Consider the following 22,681-nt stretch of genomic DNA (forward strand, 5'->3'; position numbering starts at 1 on the left):
TTTCCTACGATAAAAAAAAGCCCCGAGTTCGGGGCTTTTAAAAGCAGTGAATTTGAGTGGTTAATTAAAGAACCGCTAGGATATCTTCCATCGCTAGACGCGCTTTAGGTAGGCCGTGGTTATAGTCTTCCCCATCTTTGTGGTAGCCCATTGCTAAAGCAACATCACATACATAGCCATCTAGCTCATCTTTAAAAAGCTCGCCAAGAAGTTCTGAATCAACGCCTTCCATCGTAGTTGAATCAATGCCCAAACGCGCAAGGACGTGCAGTGTGTTGCCTAGCGCAAGGTAAGTTTGTGCTTTGGTCCAGTTACCGTTGTAACCATTTTCGTCTGTGTTGGCCTCTGCAAATGCGTAAGCGCCCATGAACATGTCGTACATATCTGCTGGTAAGTGGCCAGAAGAGACTTCAGCGTCCACGCGTTTTGCAAATTTCTCTTTAGTGAGCTTTGGATCGTATGCAAACAAGATTGTATGTGACGCTTCTTTTGCATGCGGTTGGTTAAACTGGTGTTTGTTGGCAAAGCTATCGTGGAACTTTTGTTTCGCTTCATCACTTTCAATCACAATGAATTTCCAAGGCTGTGAGTTGATCGAAGATGCCGATAAGCGGATTGCTTGATAGATCACATCTAGGTCTGCTTGAGGGATACGCTTGGTTGCGTCGTAGCGTTTAGCAGTGTAGCGAGATTCTAGGTCAGCAATAATTGGATGAGTCATGTTCGTACCCTTTATGAGTGTTAGATGGCATTTGCCGTTTCAATGGGGGCATTCTAGCGATGGACTCAAAAAGGAAAAACTAGCGATCGATTGAAACATTATCAACGGAATATTGATAATAAAGCGGAGCCTTATGTCGCTTGATTATCGCATTGGATTTAAAGGATAAATTTCACTCTCTTTTGTAAAATCATCAAAGGTAGAGCGAATAATTTACAGTGTGAATTGAAAAGAGCAGCTCGATGGCTGCTCTTTAATTTTAAGATGAGTGGATTTAGCAACTCATTCGTAATAAACCACTTTTAGTAACCCATCAGTTTGAGTAGTTCTTCCGCAGTGCTAATCGCTTCTTTACGGTTGGCAATATTGAGTTTTTGATACAAGTTGCGAATGTGAGTTTTGATGGTGGTGGCCGCTACGTCCAACTCATGGGCAATTTGTTCATTGCTAAAGCCAGAATAGATCAGGCCAAGCACCTGCCATTCACGTTGCGTTAGTGGGCTAGTGCGCACGAGCTCTGGAATATTAGGATGGTTAACTAACTTCTCCACAAACTCTTCGTCAAAATGTACTGAGCGGCTGCGTTGAGTCGTTGAGATGTCTCTCATTAACTGCTGAGCGCGGTGGCGTTCTAAATCACCCAGTTCAGACTTGTTGCTGATTTTTTCAAGTAAATGACCAATACGCGCGCCATCCACTAAGTAGTTACCTAAAATACCGGTTTGATTGGTCAGCTCTAATGCATCTTTTAGCATTTGTTTCGCGACGTCGTCTTGTTTGAGCTCTTTGGCTAATACTGCTTGCACAATCATGTTGCGGTTGGTGTCGGTAAGCAGATGGTTTTGTTCTGCTTGCTGTTGTAAGAAGCTTAGCGTTTGCTGCGCATCGTCAAACAGACCAAGGTTGATTTGAGCGCGAGAAATATTGCGCCATTGCAATTGGGTAAAGTGGTTACAGGCTTTTTCTGGCCGTGTAGCGGTACTCAGCCATTGCTCAATGGCATCAGTATTACCACGAGCTTGCCAGTATAAAATCTGCGAAAGCGAGGCGTTTGCTGTCCAGTCCACATGATAGGTCGATTGTTTCAATAGGTGATCTATGTGATTAATGAACTTCGCTGCTTTATCAAGCTCGCCACGACCAATCGCAATACGGGCCAACATTGAGTAGCAATGTAAGTGCTTACTTGGATCGTGTTTACCAAGCACATCGAGACCTTTATAAACGCATTCTTCAGCTTCATCTAATCGGTTCCAGAACCAGAAGATTTGCGCGCGAATACGGAGTAAGAATTCGTGTAACGGCACTTGATGAAGTTGCTGTTCATCGATCAACTTGAAGGCATTTTCTTGCACTTCAAAAGCCGCTTGAACATAACCTTGGGCGATCAAAATTTCGCTTTGTTGCAACATTGCCCACAGCGCTTGGTGGTGAACTTGGTATTGGCGTGCGAGCTTTTCTGTTTGCTGCATCATCGGTAGCGCTCGGCTTAAATTGCCGAGTACATGGTTCACTTCACCCACTACAGATGTGGCCACAATGCGGCTATGGTAAACCGTGCTGTCCATTTGGCTTAAGGCGAGTTCCGCCAGTTCTAGTGCTTGCTCTGGCTCGTTTTGGTTGATGGCAACCTGAGCGCGTAATGCGTTGAACTCACCTTGCTCAATGGTTGATAGTTTCACATTGAGACGGTCCATCTCTGCGGCTGCTTTTTTAAGTAAATCCCCGACATCATCATAGCGGTGTTGGCTTTGGGCAAGCCAAGCTTGCAGCATACACAGTTTCGGTGCGCTATAGAGCTGTTCATTTGAAAGCGAACAGATCGCTCGTTCTAATACATTTAGCTCACCGTTATTGAACATGCGCCAACCATGTTGGTGCAAAATGTCCGCAGTTAGCTGGCTATTGCCCGATTTTTGCGCGTGAGACAGCGCTTGCTGAGGCACCGATTGACTAAGCCAAGCACGCGCCGCCATTTCATGTAAGCTTTGCTCTTGTAACGGAATACGAGCTTGACGCTCATGGGCAAGAAATTCTGCAAACAGGTTGTGGAAGCGATACCAGTTTTGCTCGCCCTCTAGTGGGTGAATAAACAAACCATAACGGTTGAGTGATTCAATCATTCCCAACGCATCTTCTCGTTGAGTTAGCGAGGTAACGAGCGCATCGTTGAAGTGGTCAAGAACCGAGCATTGTAAAAGAAACAGGCGGGTCTCTTGGTCGAGCAGATCAAATACCTCTTCGACTAAGTAATCCCATAAATGTGCGTGGTTGAATTGAGAAACGGACTCGACGGATTGTTGCAAGGATTTGTTTTGGTGCTGAGCTTGCAGCGCAATAAGTTGCAACGCCGAAGGCCAGCCCTCAACGTAACTACATAAGTTACCTGCTATTTCTTCGTCAATGCCATCGGCGATACGTTGATTAAAGAAGCGCGTGGTTTCTTCGCCATCAAACGCGAGCAGGTCGTTGCCGATTTCAATCATCAGGTCACGTACACGTAAGTTTGCAGTACCCAGTGGAGGAGAAGAGCGGCTTGTGACAACCAGTGTTAGGTTATCTGGCATATGCTTGAGGAAGAAGCGCATTGCTTCATGGATTTCATCGTCATTAATCAGATGGTAGTCATCAAGCACCAAGTAGCACTCTCTGTGGCAGGATGCCATTTCAGCGAACACTTCACTAAATAGACTACGTAATGACGAAAATTGGCGTTTTTCGGCCAATTTCAACGCATTTGGACACGCGTTGTCACACGCTTTGTTCAGCGCTTGAAGCAGATAGTTAATAAAACGGAAAGCATCGTTGTCACTGTCGTCAATACTGTACCAACCGACATTAGGTTTGTCGGCTAGCCATTGCGCAGCCATTGTTGTTTTTCCATACCCCGCAGGAGAGCGAAATAGAACCAGTTTGTAAAAAGGTGCTTGTTGCAGCAAATCAAGCACTCTTGGTCGTACGATAGCGTTATGCAAACGACCGGGACGTGTCAATTTAGAAGGAATCCACATCGTATTTATATCCTCGATACCAATCCCAATGGTGGGAGTTGGTTCTTTACCCGTCTTACCCATGTCCATTTTTGTTATTTAGTATCGGACTTATTAGGGGCATATAGATGATTTTGGTCATCGGTATTTATGCAATGTTACTGCTGAATTATTTTTCTCCGAGTGATAAGAGGTCAGACTTTTGAATAATTCACATTTTGCGCTCAACTACGCCCCAAAAGTGTGACGACGATCTTTTATTTGCCGCTTTTTTAACCGCTACACATGCGAGTGTCCTACCAAATACACTGCAACTTGTTAACTAGCTTCCAAAGTTATGTGACCAGATGAGCATATTTGTAATCTGATGAAATTATCTCTCATCCAATCGTCATAAACCGCATCTAGTTTTAGAGAGGCGGGGTTGTGATCATAATCACTGGTGTTTGTCGGAATTACGTCATTGATGCGACTTAGATCACTGAGCGCGCAGTTTTACGCCCTCTACGCCCTGAGGACTCCTCCTAATTCCTACCTAGGGTAGGAGGATGTTTAGCTTGTCCTGTCCATGCAGGATAAGTAGCAAGGAAACTAAAAGAGATTTCACCGATGAAACCAACACAACAAACTACGTTTGACAAAGTGTCATTCCAAAATAGCGTGAAAAAGCATTTAAGTGCGAGCTATGCAACGACGATTGAAAAAGCGAGCAGCCGTTCATGGTACCTTGCAATGGGTCGTGCTTTAGCTGAATTGACCACGTTTGATCTGCTAGAAACAGAACAAGATGAAGCGATTCGTGAAGCCAAAAGTGTTAACTACCTTTCACTAGAATTCCTTATTGGCCGTTTAACGGGTAATAACCTGATCAGCATGGGCTTGTATGAGCAAGTTCACTCAGCAATGGCTGAGCTAGGCCAAAGCCTAACTGACTTACTAGAAGAAGAGCGCGACCCATCACTGGGTAACGGTGGTCTTGGTCGTTTGGCTGCCTGTTTCATGGACTCGCTGGCTGCGCAAGAATTCCCAACAGTGGGTTACGGCCTGCACTATGAATACGGCTTGTTTAAGCAATCTTTCAAAGAAGGTCATCAACAAGAAGCTCCGGATGCATGGGCTGGCGTAGAAGGCTATCCATGGGAAGTGGCTCGCCCTGAATTGGCACAAGAAATCGGCTTCTACGGCCATGTAGAAATGTATGTAGAAAATGGCCGTGAGCGTCGCCGTTGGGTTCCGGGTATGTCAGTAAAAGCGATGCCATGGGATCTGCCAATTGTTGGTTACCAAAGCGATACGGTTTACCCACTTCGCCTTTGGGAGTGCCAAGCCATTGCCCCTTTCTCTCTAGAAAGCTTCAACAACGGTAACTATTTCGAAGCGCAGCACGCGCTGATCGATGCGGGTAACATTACTAAAGTTCTATACCCGAACGATAACCATGAAAAAGGTAAGACACTGCGTTTGATGCAACAGTACTTCCACAGTGCAGCATCGGTACGCGATATCCTACGTCGTCACGAAGAAGCAGGCCATACACTGGCTTCTCTACCAAAATTCGAAACGATTCAGCTAAACGATACGCACCCAACAATTGCGATTCCTGAATTGATGCGCATCCTTATCGATGAGAAAGATCTGAGCTGGGATGAAGCATGGTCTATCAGTTCTAAGACGTTTGCTTACACTAACCACACGCTACTGCCTGAAGCATTAGAAACGTGGAGCGAGTCTCTGATTCAACGCTTACTGCCGCGTCATATGGAAATTATTTACCATATCAACCACTTATTCTTGCAAGAAGTGCGTGCGAAATGGCCTGGTGATGTGGCTAAACAGCAGAAGCTGTCTATCATCCAAGAAGGTTTCCACCGCATGGTTCGCATGGCAAACCTATGTGTGGTTGGCTCTTACGCGGTTAATGGTGTGGCGGCGCTACACTCAGAGTTGGTTAAACGTGACCTCTTCCCAGAGTTCCACGAGCTATACCCAACACGCCTACATAACGTTACAAACGGTATAACCCCTCGCCGTTGGTTGAAGTTCTGTAACCCGGGTCTAAGCCAGTTGATCACAGATAAGATTGGTGATGAGTGGGCAGCGGACCTTGATCAGCTAGAGTCTATCTCTAATTACGCGAATGATGCTGAGTTCCAACAGCAGTTCATGGCGGTGAAGAAAGCCAACAAACAGCGCTTAGCGGATTGGGTGAAGACCAACATGGATATCGATCTCGATACCAATGCGATCTTCGACGTACAAATCAAACGTCTGCATGAGTACAAACGTCAGCACCTAAACATGCTGCACATCTTGTCTCTGTACCATCGTTTACTTAACGATCCTGATTTCGATATGGCGCCACGCGTTGTGTTCTTCGCAGCGAAAGCGGCACCGGGCTACCACCTAGCGAAAGAGATCATCTACGCACTGAACAAGATTGCCGACAAGGTGAATAACGACCCTCGTATCGGCAATAAACTGAAAGTGGTCTTCCTACCGGATTACCGCGTGAGCATGGCTGAGATCATCATCCCTGCTGCGGATGTATCAGAGCAAATCTCTACCGCAGGTAAAGAAGCATCAGGTACGGGTAACATGAAGATGGCGCTTAACGGTGCATTGACTATCGGTACGATGGATGGTGCGAACGTTGAGATTCGTGAAGAAGTTGGTGATGAGAACATCTACATCTTCGGTTTGGATGTGGATGAAGTTGAACGCACTAAAGCGAATGGCTACAACCCATACGATTACTACAAAGCGGATCCACTATTGAAGGCGTCACTTGATCTTCTATTAGGTGATGAGTTCACTCCGGGTGAAGTCGGTAAGCTACGTGCAACTTACGATAGCCTGCTAGACGGCGGTGACCCATACCTAGTACTTGCTGACTTTGCTTCTTACGTGCAAGCGCACGAAGACATGGACAAACAATACCGCGACCAAGCGGGTTGGGCGAAGAAAGCGATTCTTAACACGGCGCTGGTGGGCAAGTTCAGCTCAGACCGCAGTATTCGTGATTACGTAAATAACATCTGGAAACTGGAAAGCGTTAAACGTTAATCCATTTATGTGCCTCTCTAGCGCCGCTAGAGAGGCTTCTTAGTTTGAAGGTAAGCAGTCCTTCGGAGAGAGCGATGACACAACAAAATCCATTAAAACAAGTCGCTGAAATGGCGAGAATTGCCGACAAATATGTAAGTGCTTGGGGCAGCGAAGCCAAAGTTGAAGACGAAACCATTCGTCGTTTGCTTGCTTCATTAGGCTATGACACCAGTAGCGATAAAAAACTACTCGCATCTGCGCAAAAAATGCATAAAAAAGATGTGCTTGAACCAGTGGTTGTCGTACGAGAAAGCTATCCGATTGAAGTTGAACTGCATTTAGGAAGCAGCGCTCGTGAAAGTGACTTCAGTTGGCGCTTAGAAACAGAGCAGGGAGAGGTACTTGAAGGCTATCTTCAGTCTCAGATCGTTCGTGATGAACGTGCCGAGGGTGGCCCTTTAGTGTTTGCCCTACCGGGTGATATTGAATGGGGTTACCACAAGCTGATTGTCGAGCGTAAGCGCCGCAAATCACCTTATACTGCGACGTTAATCTACACGCCAGACTCGTGCTACAAACAGCCTCAAATTGAGCAAGGCAAAAAGATGTGGGGCCCGAGTGTTCAGCTCTACACTCTTCGTACTCAACACAACTGGGGTATGGGTGACTTCGGTGACTTAAAACAATTGGTCTCTGAGATTGCATCTCGCGGTGGCGATTTTGTCGGTCTAAACCCAATTCACTCACTGTTTCCTGCTAACCCTGAAGGGGCGAGCCCATACAGCCCATCTTCGCGTCGCTGGTTAAACATTTTGTACATTGATGTGAGCTCAGTGCCTGAGTTTTCACTCAGTGCAGAAGCGCAGCAACAAGTTGGCAGTGCCGAGTTCCAACAGCGTTTGCAACGGGCGCGTGAATCCCATTGGGTAAACTACAGTGAGGTTGCAGAGCTGAAACTTAGCGTGTTGCCGCTACTGTACAAAGAGTTTAAAAAACGTCACCTAGATAAAAACAGTGAACGCGCACAAGCGTTCCTAGATTTTGTTGAAATCGGTGGTGAGAGCTTGATGCACCAAGCCGCGTTTGATGCGCTGCATGTAAGTCTTCACCAACAAGATTCTTCAGTTTGGGGTTGGCCTGTCTTCCCTGAACAATACCGCCGCTTTGAAAATAGCGCAGTCCAAGACTTTATCAGTGAAAACCAAGATCAAGTGAACTTGTACCTGTACTTGCAGTGGGTTGCCGACAATCAAATTAGAGAAGCGCAAGCGCTGGCTGAAGAGAAAGGCATGTCTGTTGGTCTATACCGTGACTTAGCGGTAGGCGTAGCCGACTCGGGCGCAGAAACATGGGCTGACGATGGTAACTTAGTGCTCGATGCAAGCATTGGTGCGCCGCCAGATATTTTAGGCCCACTGGGTCAAAACTGGGGCTTGCCTCCGCTGAACCCTCAAGTGCTAAAAGCAACGAGCTACGATGCCTACATCAAGCTACTGCGCGCGAACATGAAACATTGTGGCGCACTGCGAATTGACCACGTACTGGGCTTACTGCGCTTATGGTGGATACCGAAAGGTGAAGACGCAACCGCAGGGGCGTACATCTACTACCCAGTAGAAGACATGCTAGCGATTCTTGCGCTTGAGTCACACCGACATCAATGTAGTGTGATTGGTGAAGACTTAGGTACTGTGCCAGATGAGATTGTGGATATCTTGCGTGACGCGGGCGTGCACTCATACAAAGTGTTCTTCTTTGAAACGTCTGAAGATGACGGCGGCTTTATTTCACCGGCTCATTACGCACCGCAGTCAATGTCAGCCCTGTGTACTCATGACATGCCAACGCTGCGTGGTTTCTGGCACTGTGATGATCTAAAAATGGGGCAAGAGCTTGGCCTATACCCAGATCAAGCGCAGTTAAACACGCTGTTTGATAACCGACTTGAATGCAAACAAGGTATTTTGGATTCAGTGGCATGGCATGGTTACCTTCCCGAAGGCGTAGGGCGTGATGCTCAATACGTACCAATGGACAACCACCTTGCTCAAGCGCTTCAGTTGCATGTCGCGGCTGGCTCTTCAACATTGTTGAGTGTGCAATTGGAAGATTGGTTAGAGATGGACAAACCGGTAAACATCCCGGGTACTGTGAATGAATATCCTAACTGGCGTCGTAAACTCTCAATGAACTTAGATGACGTGTTCTCTAAATCTGAGGTGAATGAGATTGCGAACAAACTGACTGAAGTGCGCGCTAAAGTCAGTCAATAACGGCTAATTGAGATAATTACCCAAGTGGTTTGTCTGAGCATTTTGCTCGGCCAAATGCTTGGGTTTTCCGCTTTTTGAGGATGACTAAGTACAAGTGGCTGACATAACAAAATTCTGTTTTGGTCACTCAAACCGCTAGCGGAATTCGTTAAGATATGAAACGCTGTACCTAGCATGAGTTAGGTATAGGATTTACCCGTCCCGTATGCGGGTTTTTTGCTTGTTGTGCTGCTCTGTGAGCAGAACGGAAGTTAGGTTAGGGAGATAATAACTTGAATAAAACAACACTAGATAAAAAAGAACAGGCATATCGCCAACTTTCTCAGGCAGCATTTGCTGACCCATTTTCTTTTTTAGGTCCATTTTTAGACCCTAAGCATGGTTCGCTCAGAGTATGGATGCCGGGAGCCGATGCCGTTAGCCTTTTGATTGAAGGTGAAGAGCGTATTGCACTGACTCGCGAAGCGGATTCTGCGTTTGTTTTAACCGAGCAACGTGATCTTCGCTTTACTCACTATCAACTTGCTGTGAATTGGGCGGGGAATGAGCAAATCATCGACGACCCATATCAATACCACACGATTTATGCCGAATATGAAGATCTTCATACACCTAAGAGTATGTATCATCATATGGGGGCGCAGTTTGTTACGGTTGAGCGTGATGGTAAAACCATCTCGGGTACTCGATTTTTGGTCTATGCACCACATGCTAGCGCTTGTAGCCTAGTTGCGGACTTCAACCATTGGGATGGTCGCCGCACTCCGTTACAACGTTTAGATTACGGTATTTGGGGGATTTTCATTCCTAACCTGCCAGAAGGCACACAATACAAATTTGAATTAAAAGGTCCTGATGGTGAAGGCTTGCCGCATAAAGCTGATCCATGGGGATTCTTCTCTCAGCAACACCCTTCTTTTGCTTCCGTGACATACGATCACAGCCGTTACGCTTGGCAAGATAATCAATGGCAACAACGCCCAGTGACAGAAAAACGCAAGCAGGCGCTGTCGTTCTACGAATTGCATGCAGGTTCGTGGAAGCGTGATGATAACGGGCAGTTTTTAAACTACCGTCAATTGGCCGATCAGCTTGTGCCTTATTTGGTTGATATGGGCTATACCCATGTCGAATTGATGCCAGTATCTGAGCACCCGTTTTATGGCTCATGGGGCTATCAACCGGTCGGCTTATTTGCGCCAACCAGCCGTTTTGGTACACCGGATGATTTCAAATATTTTGTAGACACTTGTCACCAAGCGGGCCTTGGTGTGGTGCTTGATTGGGTTCCTGCGCACTTCCCATCTGATGATCATGGCTTAGCCAACTTTGATGGTACGCCACTGTTCCATGATCCTGATCCACGCAGAGGTTGGCACCAAGATTGGAACTCATTCATTTACGATATGGGGCGTGAACACGTAAGACGCTTCTTAGTATCGAATGCACTGTATTGGTTTGAACAGTTCCATATTGATGGCATTCGTGTTGATGCGGTGGCATCCATGCTTTATTTGGATTACTCGCGCAGTCATGACCAATGGATTCCTAATGTGGATGGCGGCAATGAAAACTACGATGCAATTGCGACCCTAAAATGGATGAACGAAGAAGTGTACAAACACTTCCCGAATGCGATGACGATTGCAGAAGAGTCGACCGCGTTTCCTGGCGTGTCAGCGCCGACATTTGTTGGTGGCCTAGGCTTTGGGTTCAAATGGAATATGGGCTGGATGCACGATAGCCTCTCATACATTCAAGAAGATCCTGTTCACCGCAAATACCATCACAATACCATCACCTTCCCATTGATTTACGCACATAGTGAGAACTATGTTTTATCGCTATCTCATGATGAAGTGGTGTATGGCAAAGGCTCTATTCATAACAAAATGCCGGGTGACGAATGGCAACAAACCGCGAACCTGCGTGCGTACATGGGTTATATGTATGGCCAACCGGGTAAGAAACTCAACTTTATGGGTGCAGAGTTTGGTCAAACTGGTGAATGGAACCACGACGATCAATTGCAATGGTTCTTACTGCAATTCGAGCGCCACCAAGGTGTGCAAACCTTAACGCGCGATCTGAACAACTTGTATCAAAACGAGAAAGCGTTGTATGAGCTAGATTGCGATCCTCAAGGCTTTGAATGGCGACTGCAAGATGCGGCCGATGCGAGCGTATTGGCCCATGAGCGGATCAGCGAATCGGGCGAGCGTATATTGGTGATCTCTAACTTCACCCCTGTGCCACACAGTGATTTCCGTCTGGGCGTGCCTTGCAGCGGTAAGTATCAATTGCTGCTCAATACTGATGCTAAGCAATACAACGGCTCTGATTTCGCCATTCGTGATGTCGTACAAAGTGAGGCTGTGGAGAGTGAAGGGCTAGATCAGTCTCTACTGGTGAGCCTTCCCCCACTCAGTACCTTGTTCTACAAGTTGGTGTAATCCCAGACGATTACCGCAGCCAAGCCCTCGTTGAATAAACGGGGGCTTTTTCATACATGAGAATGAATTTCTTCTACACTGATGAAAAGGAGAAAATGTATGATTACAGCACTTTACGCAGCACTGCTTGGCTTATTGATGATGTGGCTATCGGTTCAAGTCATCAAACAAAGACGCAAAAACAAAATTGCTTACGCCGATGGCGGGGTTGAAGACTTACAGGTCGCGCGTAGTGCGCAAGGTAATGGCGTTGATAACATTCCAATCGGCCTGATTCTACTGGCCTTGTTGGAAATTAATGGTGCGAATGTGTTGATCATCCATGGGCTGGGCGTTTTATTCATAGTGGGACGAGTGATTCACGCTCGGGCGATTCTCGACAAGAAATTGAAAGGCCGTATAACGGGCATGAAGCTAACATTCGGCGTTTTGTTTGCCTTGGCCGTTTTGAATATCGTCTACTTACCCTTTGACAAGCTATGGTAATACGCAAGGGATGGCCGCCCGCATGGCTGTTGGTGTTGATTGGTTTAGTGCTTAATGTGTTAGCCATTTTGATGTCGAGCATCGTATTGGAAAAGCTGAGCGGTAACATCGCTATGCTCGATGAAAACAAGCAAGAAAATATCTACTCAATACAGTTGGTGTGGAACAGCGTTGAAACGTTAGAGCGCAAGCGAGAAGTTCTCCTTACTCACCTTAAGCTGTCTGAAATCAGACCTTCTCAAGAGTTAGATCATGCGATGGCGATGCAATTGAGAGAGTGGGTGGCAGAGCCGATTCCTTTGCTCAATACAGCCAATGTTACTCAGCTCATGGAGCGTATTGACGATGCCCAACAAATCTATCGCGATCAGATCGATGAATACTACTTAGAGAACTTAACACTCAGCGATGAGATGAACATACTCAATGAGCGAATCGCATGGTATCGCAATATCGGCTTGTTTTTACAGGTGTTTGGTTTGGCGTTAATTTTAGCGCGAGATCTCGCCAGAAAGCCGTAATTGGGATTGTTCTCCTAGCTTATATAAAAAACCGCAGCGAAGTGATTCGCTGCGGTTTTTTTGATGGTTGGTTTAACAGCTGTGAAGCATGAAGGATTGTATGTCATCGCCAGTTTGGAAGTACTGTGCTTCTTGCTGATGCTTAAAGAGTTTTAGAGGCGCGCCTGTTGCACTGTGGTAGCTTAGCGTCTCTCCTTCTACTTTCAGCATTGTACCTTCAGGAATCCCCACCACGATTTCATGCGGGTTTTGAATTAAGAACTCTTCAATACGTTCATCTCGGGTTTCACCCATGTGCCCTGAGATATTGGCCTCGATGTAGTGCGGGTTGATTTGAAATGGCACTAAGTTGAGTGACGGTAGAATGACCGCTGATACGATGGGCATGTCATTGGTGGTACGTATTGTCGGGCAGGCGATATTGGTGCCCGCACTCCAACCAATAAACAGTTTGTTCTGTTTTAGAATCGCGTTTCTAAGCGGCCCAATGAGCCCTTGATCGTGCAAAAGCTTATTCAGCACCCAAGTATTACCACCACTGACAATAAAGCCATCAGCGTCATTGACGGCTTTTACAGGGTCTTCTGCGTGATGGATACTGGTGACTGTTGCGCCTAAAGGTGCAACGACTTCGTTAAGTTGCTCGGCGCGATCGTCATATTGACCACGGATCATCGCAAATGGAATGAAAAGCAGTTTACGTGCGCCAGTGCGCTCAATCGCTTCTGCTACCCATTCCGCACCAAATTCGAGCAACGATGTGTTGCCCGCGATTTTACCATTGCTAAATAGCAATACATTCATGGCTTTCTCTCCGTTAAACAACGCTGTTGTAATCAATGGTCGAAATATTCAACCAGTGATTAGGGTTTATGTAGTGGTTTAACTGGTTAGTATTCATAAAATCAGAGTAAGTAATGTGCGCCAGTAAGCAAGTTTGCAGATATGGCGTTAAACAAGCATCCGCTTTCTATGCTTATATTGATCGAACTGATGGGCTGTGCGTAGTGGTATTCATAGATATAAAGGGAAAGTATTTAGATGAGTAAACTTACTTTGTTCTATGGCGGAACATGCCCGTTGTGCGCGAAAGAAATGCAAGCGATTAGGCAGCGAGATAACGCGAATATGATTAAGACCGTCGATATTTATAGCGACGAGTTTAGTGCTTATCCCAATATTGATCCTGATGAAGCAAACCGAATTCTTCATGCTGTCGATGGTGATGGCAAATTATGGCTTGGTTTAGATGCCGCCTATCGCGCGTGGGATTTATTAGGTAGAGGTTGGCTCTATGCTCCGCTTCGATGGAGCTTGATCAAGCCACTGGCTGATAAACTCTATCTCTATTTTGCCAACAATCGCTATCGAATTTCTTATTGGCTTACGGGCACTTCTCGTTGTGGCGACCAATGTCGTGTGAAAATGAATAAGCGACTGTGATGTCTATTGCGGGTAGCAAAGGGGCGGCTTAGCCACGCGCCAGTCATGGCTAAGCCTTTAGCGTGTGAGATGGAGAGTTAGTTTAGTGCTTCAATCAACACGATCTCGCGTTTTATTTGCTGGCTTTGATGCTCAGATGATCCGCTTAACTTGGCTTGACGCGTTGCAATCGCAGCTTGCTTATCTTTATCAGTTTTGAACATCAAATCCTTCACGTTGATAGAAGCAACGTTGGTGTAGCGACCATCTTCGCTAGTCGGAACGGAGATCTTCTCATCATTGATTAGCGTTTTAACGATTTCACGTTGTGGGTTGTATTGGCTTTCTAGGCCGTGCAGTTTCCAACGGTGTTGAGGTTTACCTTGGTATTGACCTTTTTTCTCTTCTGTTAGGTACTTAATGGTCAAATTACGGATCGTACCTGCTTCTTCGCCATATTCTGCTTCAGTATCAAACAGTACTGGGAAGGATTGGCCTTCTAACACGCCACCTTTTTTGGTGAGATGACCCATGCGGTAGCTGTTCATACCAATGCGAATCTCGCTGTTATCGGTTACTGGTGTGCCGTCGGCAAACATAAGGTCAGTGATGCGCTCACCTGCGGGTTTTGTTAGATCAATGGTGTAAGTTACGCCAGCGAAGAAATCGTTGGTTGAGTATTTGGATGAACGACGTTCAGGGTTAAAGCTGTATGTCACGTCGCCCGGTTTTACGGAGTTAAAGTAATCCGCTGACCACTCCATGTAGGTTTTGAGCTCTTGGCCTGTCATTTGGTAAACCGTGATCTCGCCGCCTGCGTACTGGTAGTTGTATGCGATGTCTTTGGCTTTGATAGGGCCAACATCGAGTTCAGCGTTATCATTATCAATTTGCAGGGCAATCACATTTGCTTTTGGCGCGTAGAAGAAACTCGCTTCTTGGTAAAGCGCACTGATGCCCGTGTCTTGAATATGGACTTGTGGGATACCGCGAATTTCATTTTCAGGCACTAAATCTACACCCGTTAACTGAGCCACAGGGCGATTCGCCATCTCTCTTAGACGTTTATGGTATGGCTGGTAGAGCGCATCCATATTCTCGTCAGAGTCCATGCCTTTAATTTTGTAGGTGAAGCTATCTTTGTTTACTAGAGTGAACTTACCATCGCGCTCTTCAAATTGCAGATCAACACGTGATAAGGCACGGCCATATTTGTCTGGTTCAGTAATGATCACCCCGTTAACCACCGCTTTGTCTATGCGTGTGTGCATGTGGCCTGCCACAATCGCATCCAGCTCTGGGTTTGCGTTAGCAATGTCGGTCACCCCTGTATTGGCGATGTCGTTTTCATTTTCAATACCCATGTGGGCAACCAATACAATAGCGTCGACTTTTGCATCAATTTCTTGGATTACTTTCTTCACTTCCAGTGTTGGGTTGGTGAAAGTTACTCCTTCTAGGCGATTAGTACCTTGGGCAAAAACTTCGGTCATTGGCGTATCCATGCCAATCACGCCGATTTTAATGCCGCCACGTTCGATGATGGTGTAACCGGGTAAGAAAGGGTTGCCGTTTTTGTTCTTGATATTGCCCCCAAGAGATTGGCCTTTAAATTGGGAAACAGCTCTATCTAGTGTTTTTAGGCCGAAGTCGAATTCATGGTTACCCAATACCCACACGTCATATTTCATGTGGTTAAAACCAAGCATCATTGGGTCAACCGGCTCATCTTTGAATGTTTCGACAAAGTTACCTTGGATGGTATCGCCAGCATCGACCAAGATGATGTTTGATTGCTCATTGCGGATTTCGCTCACTTTTGTCGCGATTTGGCTCAAGCTACCACGGGTATTGAGTTTATCTGCGGCGTAATCCCATGCCATAAAGTGGCCGTGGATGTCTGAAGTGCCAAGAATGGTGACTTCGTGAATATCACCATCAGCAGCAAAAGTAGGGAATGCGAGAGAAAGTAGAATCGCACTGGATAGGAAATGTCTTTTCATCATTATTTTCACATTGTAAGTAGGGCTTTGGGGAGACAATATAAAATCGAGCGCATTTCATAAGTGATTTAACTCAAAATTATAATGACAAATAACTCATTCATTTCATTCAGTTGCGACGAATCACTTCTTTTAAACAGATAAAGTTAATGTGATATCTGGTTCATACTTTGCAAGTTGGAAATGAGAACTGGTAAGCATTTATAAATTAGCCGTCGCTTGAGTAACTTAGTAGCATGGTTGTTCCAAATAAGTGCTTAGCACCACTTTTAGTAGGCAGCTCATAAAACGGTGGCTTACCTTGATTACAGTCTGGTACTTAGGAAATAGGAAAACGGTTATGGAAAAAATAGATTTTAAATTTTTTACAAAAGACGGCGACTACACCTATTTAAATTTGGCTTCTGAGACCTATCATCAAGAAGCTAAGCAGTTGTTGGAACAAGATTTTATTGAGCAGTCACTTATTATTAGTGCGGAAACACCTGAAAAAGCGGAAGAGATTTTTAAAGATGAACATCAAGGCTTCTTTAAAAAGCTCAATATGCTTTTAGGGCCATTTATCACCACGGGTTACCATCGCTCTTAGTTGACAGATAGACTCAATACTGGGAATTAAGCCGAGCAGCTATCGGCTTAATTCCCTTCATTTGATCGTAATTGATGCGAGTGAGCTACGCAGAAATTAGGTCGCTATTACAATGGCTTATAAATGAATATATTCGCACTTATTGCCGCTATAATCTTAGACGATCATATTAAGGCATATTTCGGCTATACCTACCGTTTGTTCGTCGACCCATTTGATTTGGGTTTATTCATTGTTGATATTGCAATTTTTGTCGTTGTTTACGTATGTTTTACGTTTTTGTTCGAGCAGGTGAAAAAGTGGCTAATCAAAATGCGTAGTGACTAGCTATTCCTATAAATCAATCAATCGCTTGGCAAGTATTATTGAGCATGTTCTTGAACTTGCTAACTATGTCGATAGATCTTCGCTGAGACCATCGCAACCTTTTCTAGATTCTCTACATTTGGCATTCTGTCCGGTGCTAGCTATTGCCGCATTGTATTTAAAGGAGAGACAGTGAATTTTCCAGAGTACCAAACAGATAGAGTGATGCTTCGGCAGTTATCTGAGCAAGATGCTCAATCGGTTTTATGCTTGTTTTCTAATCCCTCGGTCATTGCCTATTACGATCTTGACGTTATTTCTGAATTGTCTCAGGCGCAGAGAATTATTGGGGCAATGGACGAACGATTTAAGTCGAACACGGGCATTCGTTGGGCTATTACCCTAAAGAGAAACGGAGAGCTTGTTGGGACTTGCGGCTTTAACTCTTGGGATGAAAAAGCGAGGTCGGCAGTTATCGGTTATGATTTGCTACCAAATTGTTGGGGGCAGGGGATTGCAACCGAAGTTGTCAATGAGTTGGTAAAGCAAGCGTTTTTAGGAAATCTGCCTTGTGGTGAGTTGAATCGAATTCAAGCGGATACCGTACCAGGGAACGTGGCTTCGGAAAGAGTGTTATTGAAAGTTGGCTGTAAAGAAGAAGGTCTTCGCAGACAAAGTGGATACTGGAAGAATCAATATCATGACCTGAAATGTTTTGGTTTACTGAAGAGCGAATATAAGCCCAAGACTTAATCACTGCCCACTTTAATCATATAAAAAACTAGCCATAGCACTCAATGTTAGCAGAATGCCAAATGGCTAGTTCTTATCTAAAAATTATCAGTAGTGGTTACCTAAAAATAACTTTGTTTAAAGGCGTTATCTCAATCAACTTCACAAATGCCAACGTGATAAGGATAGTGCCCGAGAACACCATCATATCGCGGCCAGGGCCGTCAGGAATCTGCAGCATACCGAGAATGTTCAATATCGCTATGTTAAGTGGCAAGTGAGCCACATAGATAGGCAGTGTCCATTTAGCGAGTTTCTGAATCCAAGGTTGATTACCCATATTTGGATTCGCTAACAACCATAGGAATAACCCCGTACCCCACAAGAAAGTACCAAAGTTGTAATCAATTGAGTTCATTGCTTGCGCTTGTGAGTGCAGATAGAAACCTTCACCAAAGTGCATCGCCATGCCGAGAGCTGCGACAGCTAATGCTTTGCCAGAAGACAGCTTGAAATCATGCTGACGAATCATGAAGCCAAGGCCGAACATCAGCGTGCTGTAGAATGGGCCATTACGAGTGAAGAAGGGGGATGGAATCTCTGTAAGACCTTGGTAAGCTCCCGCTAATACACCGTAGAAATAAAGCGCAAAGCCGATAGGCAGCAAAACCGCCAATGCTTTAAATCGCACACATACCGCAGTGACAAACGCCGCCATGATCAAAGCAGGCAAGAACCATAAATGTACCAGACCGCCTTCAAGTAATGAGTCCCATGGGCGACTCGTTAAATAATCAAAATAGCCGCTTCGCTCCGCCATGTAGCCATGTTCAAACACGACTTGCCAGTAGAACGGTGTTGCCATACAGATCAACGACCAAACGACAAACAGGCGCAGTAACGGCGAAGAGTATGCGCCGAATGTCGCCACAGGGTTAGCTGACATCTTAGGCTGCACAAGGTAGCCAGAAATGATAAAAAACAGAGGAACAGCAAAACGAGTTGCTTGGTTAACTATGTAGCCAACCCAAGGAATCTCACTTTCACCGTCAATCCAGTAAGTGGTAAATAAAGCACAGTGGAGGATGATAACCGCAAATATTGCGACAACACGCCCCATCTCAATGCTTGGGATAAATTTTGAATGGTTCATATTTCCAACACAATTAGAGTAATTAATCTGGCTGCAATGTATATTAAACAACCGGTTGCGCAACTTGTGTTAAATCAAATTTTTATCCTGAATAGATTAATAAATATTAATTCGAGAGGCGTATCACGAATACGCTATACGCAATAAGTTTACTGGTTGGACTTGTAAAAAAGTACGGTCGTGCTAAATATAACAAGAATTGATTTGATCGGATAAGTAATGAGCAAAGGTCGCATCACAAGAGAAGCCATTTTGAGCACGGCGTTTGATTTAGCAAGCAAACACGGCTTAGAAAGTTTAACCATTGGCGAGTTAGCCAAGTGCTGTGGTATGTCAAAAAGCGGCTTGTTTGCGCATTTTAACTCGAAAGAGAACTTGCAGATTTCGGTGTTGGAATACGCCAACCTCACTTTTAGAGAACGGGTTATTGTCCCTGCGCGTGATCTCGGTGATGAAGATATCGAACATAAGTTAAAAGCACTTTTAGACAATTGGTTGGGGTGGAATCACTCTTTTCAAGGCAGTTGTATGTTTCTAGATGCTTGGAAAGAGACTGGCGGTTGCAGTTCACCACTGCAATCAGTATTGAAGCAGACCATCTCAATTTGGATTGATTATCTGACCATACAGATTGAAAAAGGTATCGATAATAAGCAATTTCGCCCTGATCTTGAAGCCAAACAAGCCAGTTTTGAACTGTATGGCCTTTATTTAAGTGCTCATCTGTTTTATTCCATTCAAGGGGAGTCGGTCAGCCAACAGCATTTTTGGCAAGGGGTAGAACGCTTATTGACGGATTGGCGAGTGGCAAGTCGATAAACTCGCGAGTAAGAATCGTAGCGGTTGATTGTATCAATCGCTTAATTTTTCTCTTTAAAAAGCACGACCGTTCGCTTTTTAAAGAATTAAGGACAGCACCATGAGTGAGAAAATTTACTTTAATACCTCGAACAAGTTCAGCGTAAAGCGTAGTTTGGTAGGGCTCAGCACACGGCTACATCATGTTTTAGCACCAAACCATGCAAAACAAACCGCACGTAAATTGCTGCTAACACCTGCCCGTACTCAGCCAAAAAACGCAGAACCTCAAGGCTTAGTCAAAGGTGAAGTGACCTCAAATGAAGGGGTACTAACTACTTATCAGCTGGGCAGTGGACCAGTATGGGTGCTGACTCATGGTTGGTCTGGCACGGCCAGTCAGTACTTTCCTTTAATGGAGCATATTGCCAGTCAGGGTTATACCGCATTAGCTTACGATCACCCAGCACACGGGACTAGCGAAGGTGTTTATGGGCACATTCCAGCGTTCGTTAGTGGGCTAGAGGCGATTTTAGATAGCGTTGATGACGTAGCGGGATTGGTGGGTCACAGTATGGGTACAGCTTCAGCGATTGAATGCCACCATATTAAACTGGTGGATAAGCCATTATTGTTGATTGCACCTGTATTGGATTATTTGGATAACTTATTTGGGAGTGTGGCGCGCTCGGGTTACTCGATGCGCTTGTTTAATGCGGTTGTGGCGGAAGTAGAGGAGCAATATCGCTATCCGATTCAGTCTATTGATCCTTATAGCAAGCTGAAGCTTCGACAAGGGAAAACCATCATAGTGCATGATGAGAACGATCGCTTTACTAAGTTTGATGTCTCTCAGCGTGCAGCCAATGAGATGGAAAACGTACAGTTAGTACCAACGACCGGGCAGGGACATGGCCGCGTAATGAAGTGCCAGCAGGTAATGGATAGCTTTGATAGTTTGATTAATAAAGAATAGTAAATAGTTACTCAAATCAAGCGATTAACATTTATAACCATATTATTGATGTGGTTAACAAATTCGCAAAGTAAAATATTTCCTTAGAGGGTTATGTGGGATCATTTGAAGTGCCACAAGGCCCTCATAAGGAAAATAATAATGAATAGAAATGATAGTGTTCCATTACCCAGCAATACACGTGAGTGGTTAATAAACCGAAACAGCCTAATTATCCTCGCCGATATCGCTTTATTTGCGACCCTCTATTTTACTCTACCGTTTGAACCACAAGTTGTACTTGGCATAAGCATGCTCACTTTTGTCGCGATCTTGTGGTTAACAGAAGCGCTGCACGTTACTGTTACCGCTATTCTCGTACCCATAATGGCGGTGCTGTTTGGTGTGTTTAATACTCAAACTGCGCTCAATAATTTCGCTAATTCAATTATCTTTCTGTTCTTAGGTGGCTTTGCGCTTGCGGCCGCAATGCATCGTCAAGGTTTAGATAAAGTCATCGCTGACAAAGTGCTTATTTTAGCGAAAGGTAAAATGAGTGTGGCGGTATTCATGTTGTTTGGTGTCACGGCATTACTGTCGATGTGGATCAGTAATACTGCGACCACGGCCATGATGTTGCCATTAGTGCTTGGTGTGCTCAGCAAAGTGAACTCTGAAAGTGGTCATAAAACCTACGTCTTTGTTTTGTTAGGTATCGCCTACAGTGCAAGTATTGGTGGTATTGCCACGATTGTGGGTAGCCCTCCGAACGCGATTGCCGCAGCCGAAGTGGGTTTAACCTTTACGGATTGGATGAAGTTTGGTGTACCAACCGCCGTGATATTACTTCCTCTTGCGCTGCTGATTCTATACGTCATTTTAAAGCCTCAACTGCAAGGTGAGTTCGAGCTTAATTATGAGCCAGTAAACTGGGACAAAGGTAAGGTTGTCACTTTAGGTATTTTTGCCGCGACGGTCTTACTGTGGATTTTCAGTAAACCGATTAATGCCATGATTGGTGGTTACGCCAAGTTTGATACCATCGTGGCGCTAAGCGCCATTGTGGCGGTAAATTTTGCCCGAGTCGTGCACTGGAAAGACATCGAAAAAACCGCGGATTGGGGGGTATTACTGCTATTTGGTGGTGGTATTTGTTTGAGTAACGTCTTGAAAGCCACTGGGACAAGTGTGTTCTTAGCCAATGGTTTAACCGAGCTTATCGCCCACCTTGGCTTTTTCTTTATCGTTGTGGTGATAGCCATCTTTGTGGTGTTTTTAACTGAGTTTGCCAGTAACACGGCCAGTGCCGCTTTGCTCATTCCAGTGTTCGCGAGCGTGGCGGAAGCTTTTGGTATGTCACCAGTTATTTTATCCGTGTTGATTGCCGTATCTGCGTCGTGCGCTTTCATGCTGCCTGTCGCGACACCACCAAACGCGATTGTGTTTGGTTCTGGGCACATCCAGCAAAGTGAGATGATGCGTGTAGGGATATTGCTTAATATTGCTTGTATTGGCGCGCTTACCGCAATAGCGATGTTGTTCTGGCTATAGCGCTAAGTGACTCATCACAAATTAAACGGCTTTAGTGATTTGCTAAAGCCGTTTTTTATTCACGAGTGAGTCGTCAATGTATGAGTGGCTCAAAGGCTATAAGCCGTGCACATAAGCCCCTGTTTATTTATTGCGGCTATCGTTACAATGCGCACAGAATAGAACATGGTTGAGAAAGTTGATGAAAATTTGGGTAGATGCGGACGCGTGTCCGGTCGTGGTTCGTGATATTTTATTTCGAGCAGCACAGAGAACAGGCGTAGAAGTGACCTTGGTAGCGAATCAATTTATTCGGACGCCCGCTGCGCCGAATGTCACTATGATGCAAGTGCAGGCCGGCTTTGACGTGGCCGATAATGAGATTGTAAAGCGCGTTGAACAAGGGGATATGGTGATCACCAGTGACATTCCTCTCGCGGACGAAGTGATCACCAAAGGTGGTCATGCACTTAGTTCGCGTGGTGAGTTGTTTACCAAAGAGAACATCAAATCTCGCCTAAACATTCGCGACTTCATGGAAACCATGCGTAGCAGTGGTATCCAAACGGGTGGCCCTGCACCACTGAGTCAAAGCGATCGACAGCAGTTTGCCAATCAGCTAGATAAATGGCTGGTTCAGTGGCAACGAGCTCAAAAATAACTTTATGCATCTAAGTTCATTTTTGTAGCCAAGTTCAAATACT

General features: G+C 45.3%; 18 protein-coding genes. 13 read left to right on the forward strand and 5 right to left on the reverse strand.

The window, feature by feature from the left end:
• Positions 1-64 precede the first annotated feature (64 nt).
• Positions 65-721, reverse strand: a complete 657-nt coding sequence (locus tag OH461_RS15725) for an NAD(P)H-dependent oxidoreductase (RefSeq protein WP_270021520.1) — start codon at positions 719-721, stop codon at positions 65-67.
• Between the two features lie 302 nt (positions 722-1,023).
• Positions 1,024-3,732 carry an HTH-type transcriptional regulator MalT gene (gene malT / locus OH461_RS15730; RefSeq protein WP_270021565.1) on the reverse strand — a complete coding sequence of 903 codons (2,709 nt, stop codon included), beginning with the start codon at positions 3,730-3,732 and terminating at the stop codon, positions 1,024-1,026.
• 588 nt (positions 3,733-4,320) lie between these two features.
• Here malT and OH461_RS15735 point away from each other — a divergent pair.
• From OH461_RS15735 to OH461_RS15755, 5 genes are all read left to right on the forward strand, one after another.
• A complete protein-coding gene (locus OH461_RS15735; protein WP_270021521.1) occupies positions 4,321-6,774 on the forward strand; it encodes a glycogen/starch/alpha-glucan phosphorylase in 2,454 nt (817 codons plus the stop codon).
• 74 nt (positions 6,775-6,848) lie between these two features.
• On the forward strand, positions 6,849-9,029 hold the full coding sequence (gene malQ, locus OH461_RS15740) for a 4-alpha-glucanotransferase (RefSeq protein ID WP_270021522.1): 2,181 nt from the start codon (positions 6,849-6,851) through the stop codon (positions 9,027-9,029).
• Between the two features lie 272 nt (positions 9,030-9,301).
• Positions 9,302-11,482 (forward strand): 1,4-alpha-glucan branching protein GlgB, encoded by a 2,181-nt coding sequence (glgB, locus tag OH461_RS15745; RefSeq protein WP_270021523.1) that lies wholly within the window; start codon positions 9,302-9,304, stop codon positions 11,480-11,482.
• Positions 11,483-11,581: 99 nt separating this feature from the next.
• Entirely contained in the window at positions 11,582-11,968 is a 387-nt protein-coding gene (locus OH461_RS15750; protein ID WP_270021525.1) for an MAPEG family protein, read from the forward strand.
• Positions 11,962-12,489 (forward strand): DNA mismatch repair protein, encoded by a 528-nt coding sequence (locus OH461_RS15755; protein WP_270021526.1) that lies wholly within the window; start codon positions 11,962-11,964, stop codon positions 12,487-12,489. The genes OH461_RS15750 and OH461_RS15755 overlap by 7 nt, the downstream gene beginning before the upstream one ends.
• 72 nt (positions 12,490-12,561) lie before the next feature.
• Here OH461_RS15755 and pepE read toward each other — a convergent pair whose 3' ends face one another.
• On the reverse strand, positions 12,562-13,293 hold the full coding sequence (pepE, locus tag OH461_RS15760) for a dipeptidase PepE (RefSeq protein WP_270021527.1): 732 nt from the start codon (positions 13,291-13,293) through the stop codon (positions 12,562-12,564).
• Between the two features lie 237 nt (positions 13,294-13,530).
• Here pepE and OH461_RS15765 point away from each other — a divergent pair, with 237 nt between their 5' ends.
• On the forward strand, positions 13,531-13,932 hold the full coding sequence (locus tag OH461_RS15765) for a thiol-disulfide oxidoreductase DCC family protein (protein ID WP_270021528.1): 402 nt from the start codon (positions 13,531-13,533) through the stop codon (positions 13,930-13,932).
• 77 nt (positions 13,933-14,009) lie between these two features.
• Here the strand turns inward: OH461_RS15765 and OH461_RS15770 are convergent, their stop codons facing one another.
• On the reverse strand, positions 14,010-15,914 hold the full coding sequence (locus OH461_RS15770) for a bifunctional metallophosphatase/5'-nucleotidase (RefSeq protein WP_270021566.1): 1,905 nt from the start codon (positions 15,912-15,914) through the stop codon (positions 14,010-14,012).
• Between the two features lie 340 nt (positions 15,915-16,254).
• Between OH461_RS15770 and OH461_RS15775 the strand changes: the two genes are divergently transcribed.
• The 3 genes from OH461_RS15775 (at position 16,255) to OH461_RS15785 (ending at position 17,562) form a co-directional block, all read left to right on the forward strand.
• Positions 16,255-16,503 (forward strand): hypothetical protein, encoded by a 249-nt coding sequence (locus tag OH461_RS15775; protein ID WP_270021529.1) that lies wholly within the window; start codon positions 16,255-16,257, stop codon positions 16,501-16,503.
• A gap of 123 nt (positions 16,504-16,626) precedes the next feature.
• Positions 16,627-16,830, forward strand: coding sequence for a hypothetical protein (locus OH461_RS15780; RefSeq protein WP_270021530.1), 204 nt, complete (start codon positions 16,627-16,629; stop codon positions 16,828-16,830).
• Positions 16,831-17,001: 171 nt separating this feature from the next.
• On the forward strand, positions 17,002-17,562 hold the full coding sequence (locus OH461_RS15785) for a GNAT family N-acetyltransferase (protein WP_270021531.1): 561 nt from the start codon (positions 17,002-17,004) through the stop codon (positions 17,560-17,562).
• Positions 17,563-17,659: 97 nt separating this feature from the next.
• Here OH461_RS15785 and OH461_RS15790 read toward each other — a convergent pair whose 3' ends face one another.
• Positions 17,660-18,694, reverse strand: a complete 1,035-nt coding sequence (locus OH461_RS15790) for an acyltransferase (protein WP_270021532.1) — start codon at positions 18,692-18,694, stop codon at positions 17,660-17,662.
• A 219-nt stretch (positions 18,695-18,913) separates the two neighbouring features.
• Here OH461_RS15790 and OH461_RS15795 point away from each other — a divergent pair, with 219 nt between their 5' ends.
• From OH461_RS15795 to OH461_RS15810, 4 genes are all read left to right on the forward strand, one after another.
• Positions 18,914-19,513: a TetR/AcrR family transcriptional regulator gene (locus OH461_RS15795; RefSeq protein ID WP_270021533.1), complete on the forward strand. Its 600-nt coding sequence runs from the start codon at positions 18,914-18,916 to the stop codon at positions 19,511-19,513.
• A 100-nt stretch (positions 19,514-19,613) separates the two neighbouring features.
• Positions 19,614-20,468 carry an alpha/beta hydrolase gene (locus OH461_RS15800; RefSeq protein WP_270021534.1) on the forward strand — a complete coding sequence of 285 codons (855 nt, stop codon included), beginning with the start codon at positions 19,614-19,616 and terminating at the stop codon, positions 20,466-20,468.
• A gap of 141 nt (positions 20,469-20,609) precedes the next feature.
• The gene (locus OH461_RS15805) at positions 20,610-21,998 is read left to right on the forward strand and encodes an SLC13 family permease (protein WP_270021535.1); all 1,389 of its coding nucleotides are present in this window, start codon (positions 20,610-20,612) and stop codon (positions 21,996-21,998) included.
• A 181-nt stretch (positions 21,999-22,179) separates the two neighbouring features.
• Positions 22,180-22,638 (forward strand): YaiI/YqxD family protein, encoded by a 459-nt coding sequence (locus OH461_RS15810; RefSeq protein ID WP_260262056.1) that lies wholly within the window; start codon positions 22,180-22,182, stop codon positions 22,636-22,638.
• Positions 22,639-22,681 lie beyond the last annotated feature (43 nt).

Source organism: Vibrio sp. LaRot3, from assembly GCF_027587025.1.
GTDB lineage: Bacteria > Pseudomonadota > Gammaproteobacteria > Enterobacterales > Vibrionaceae > Vibrio.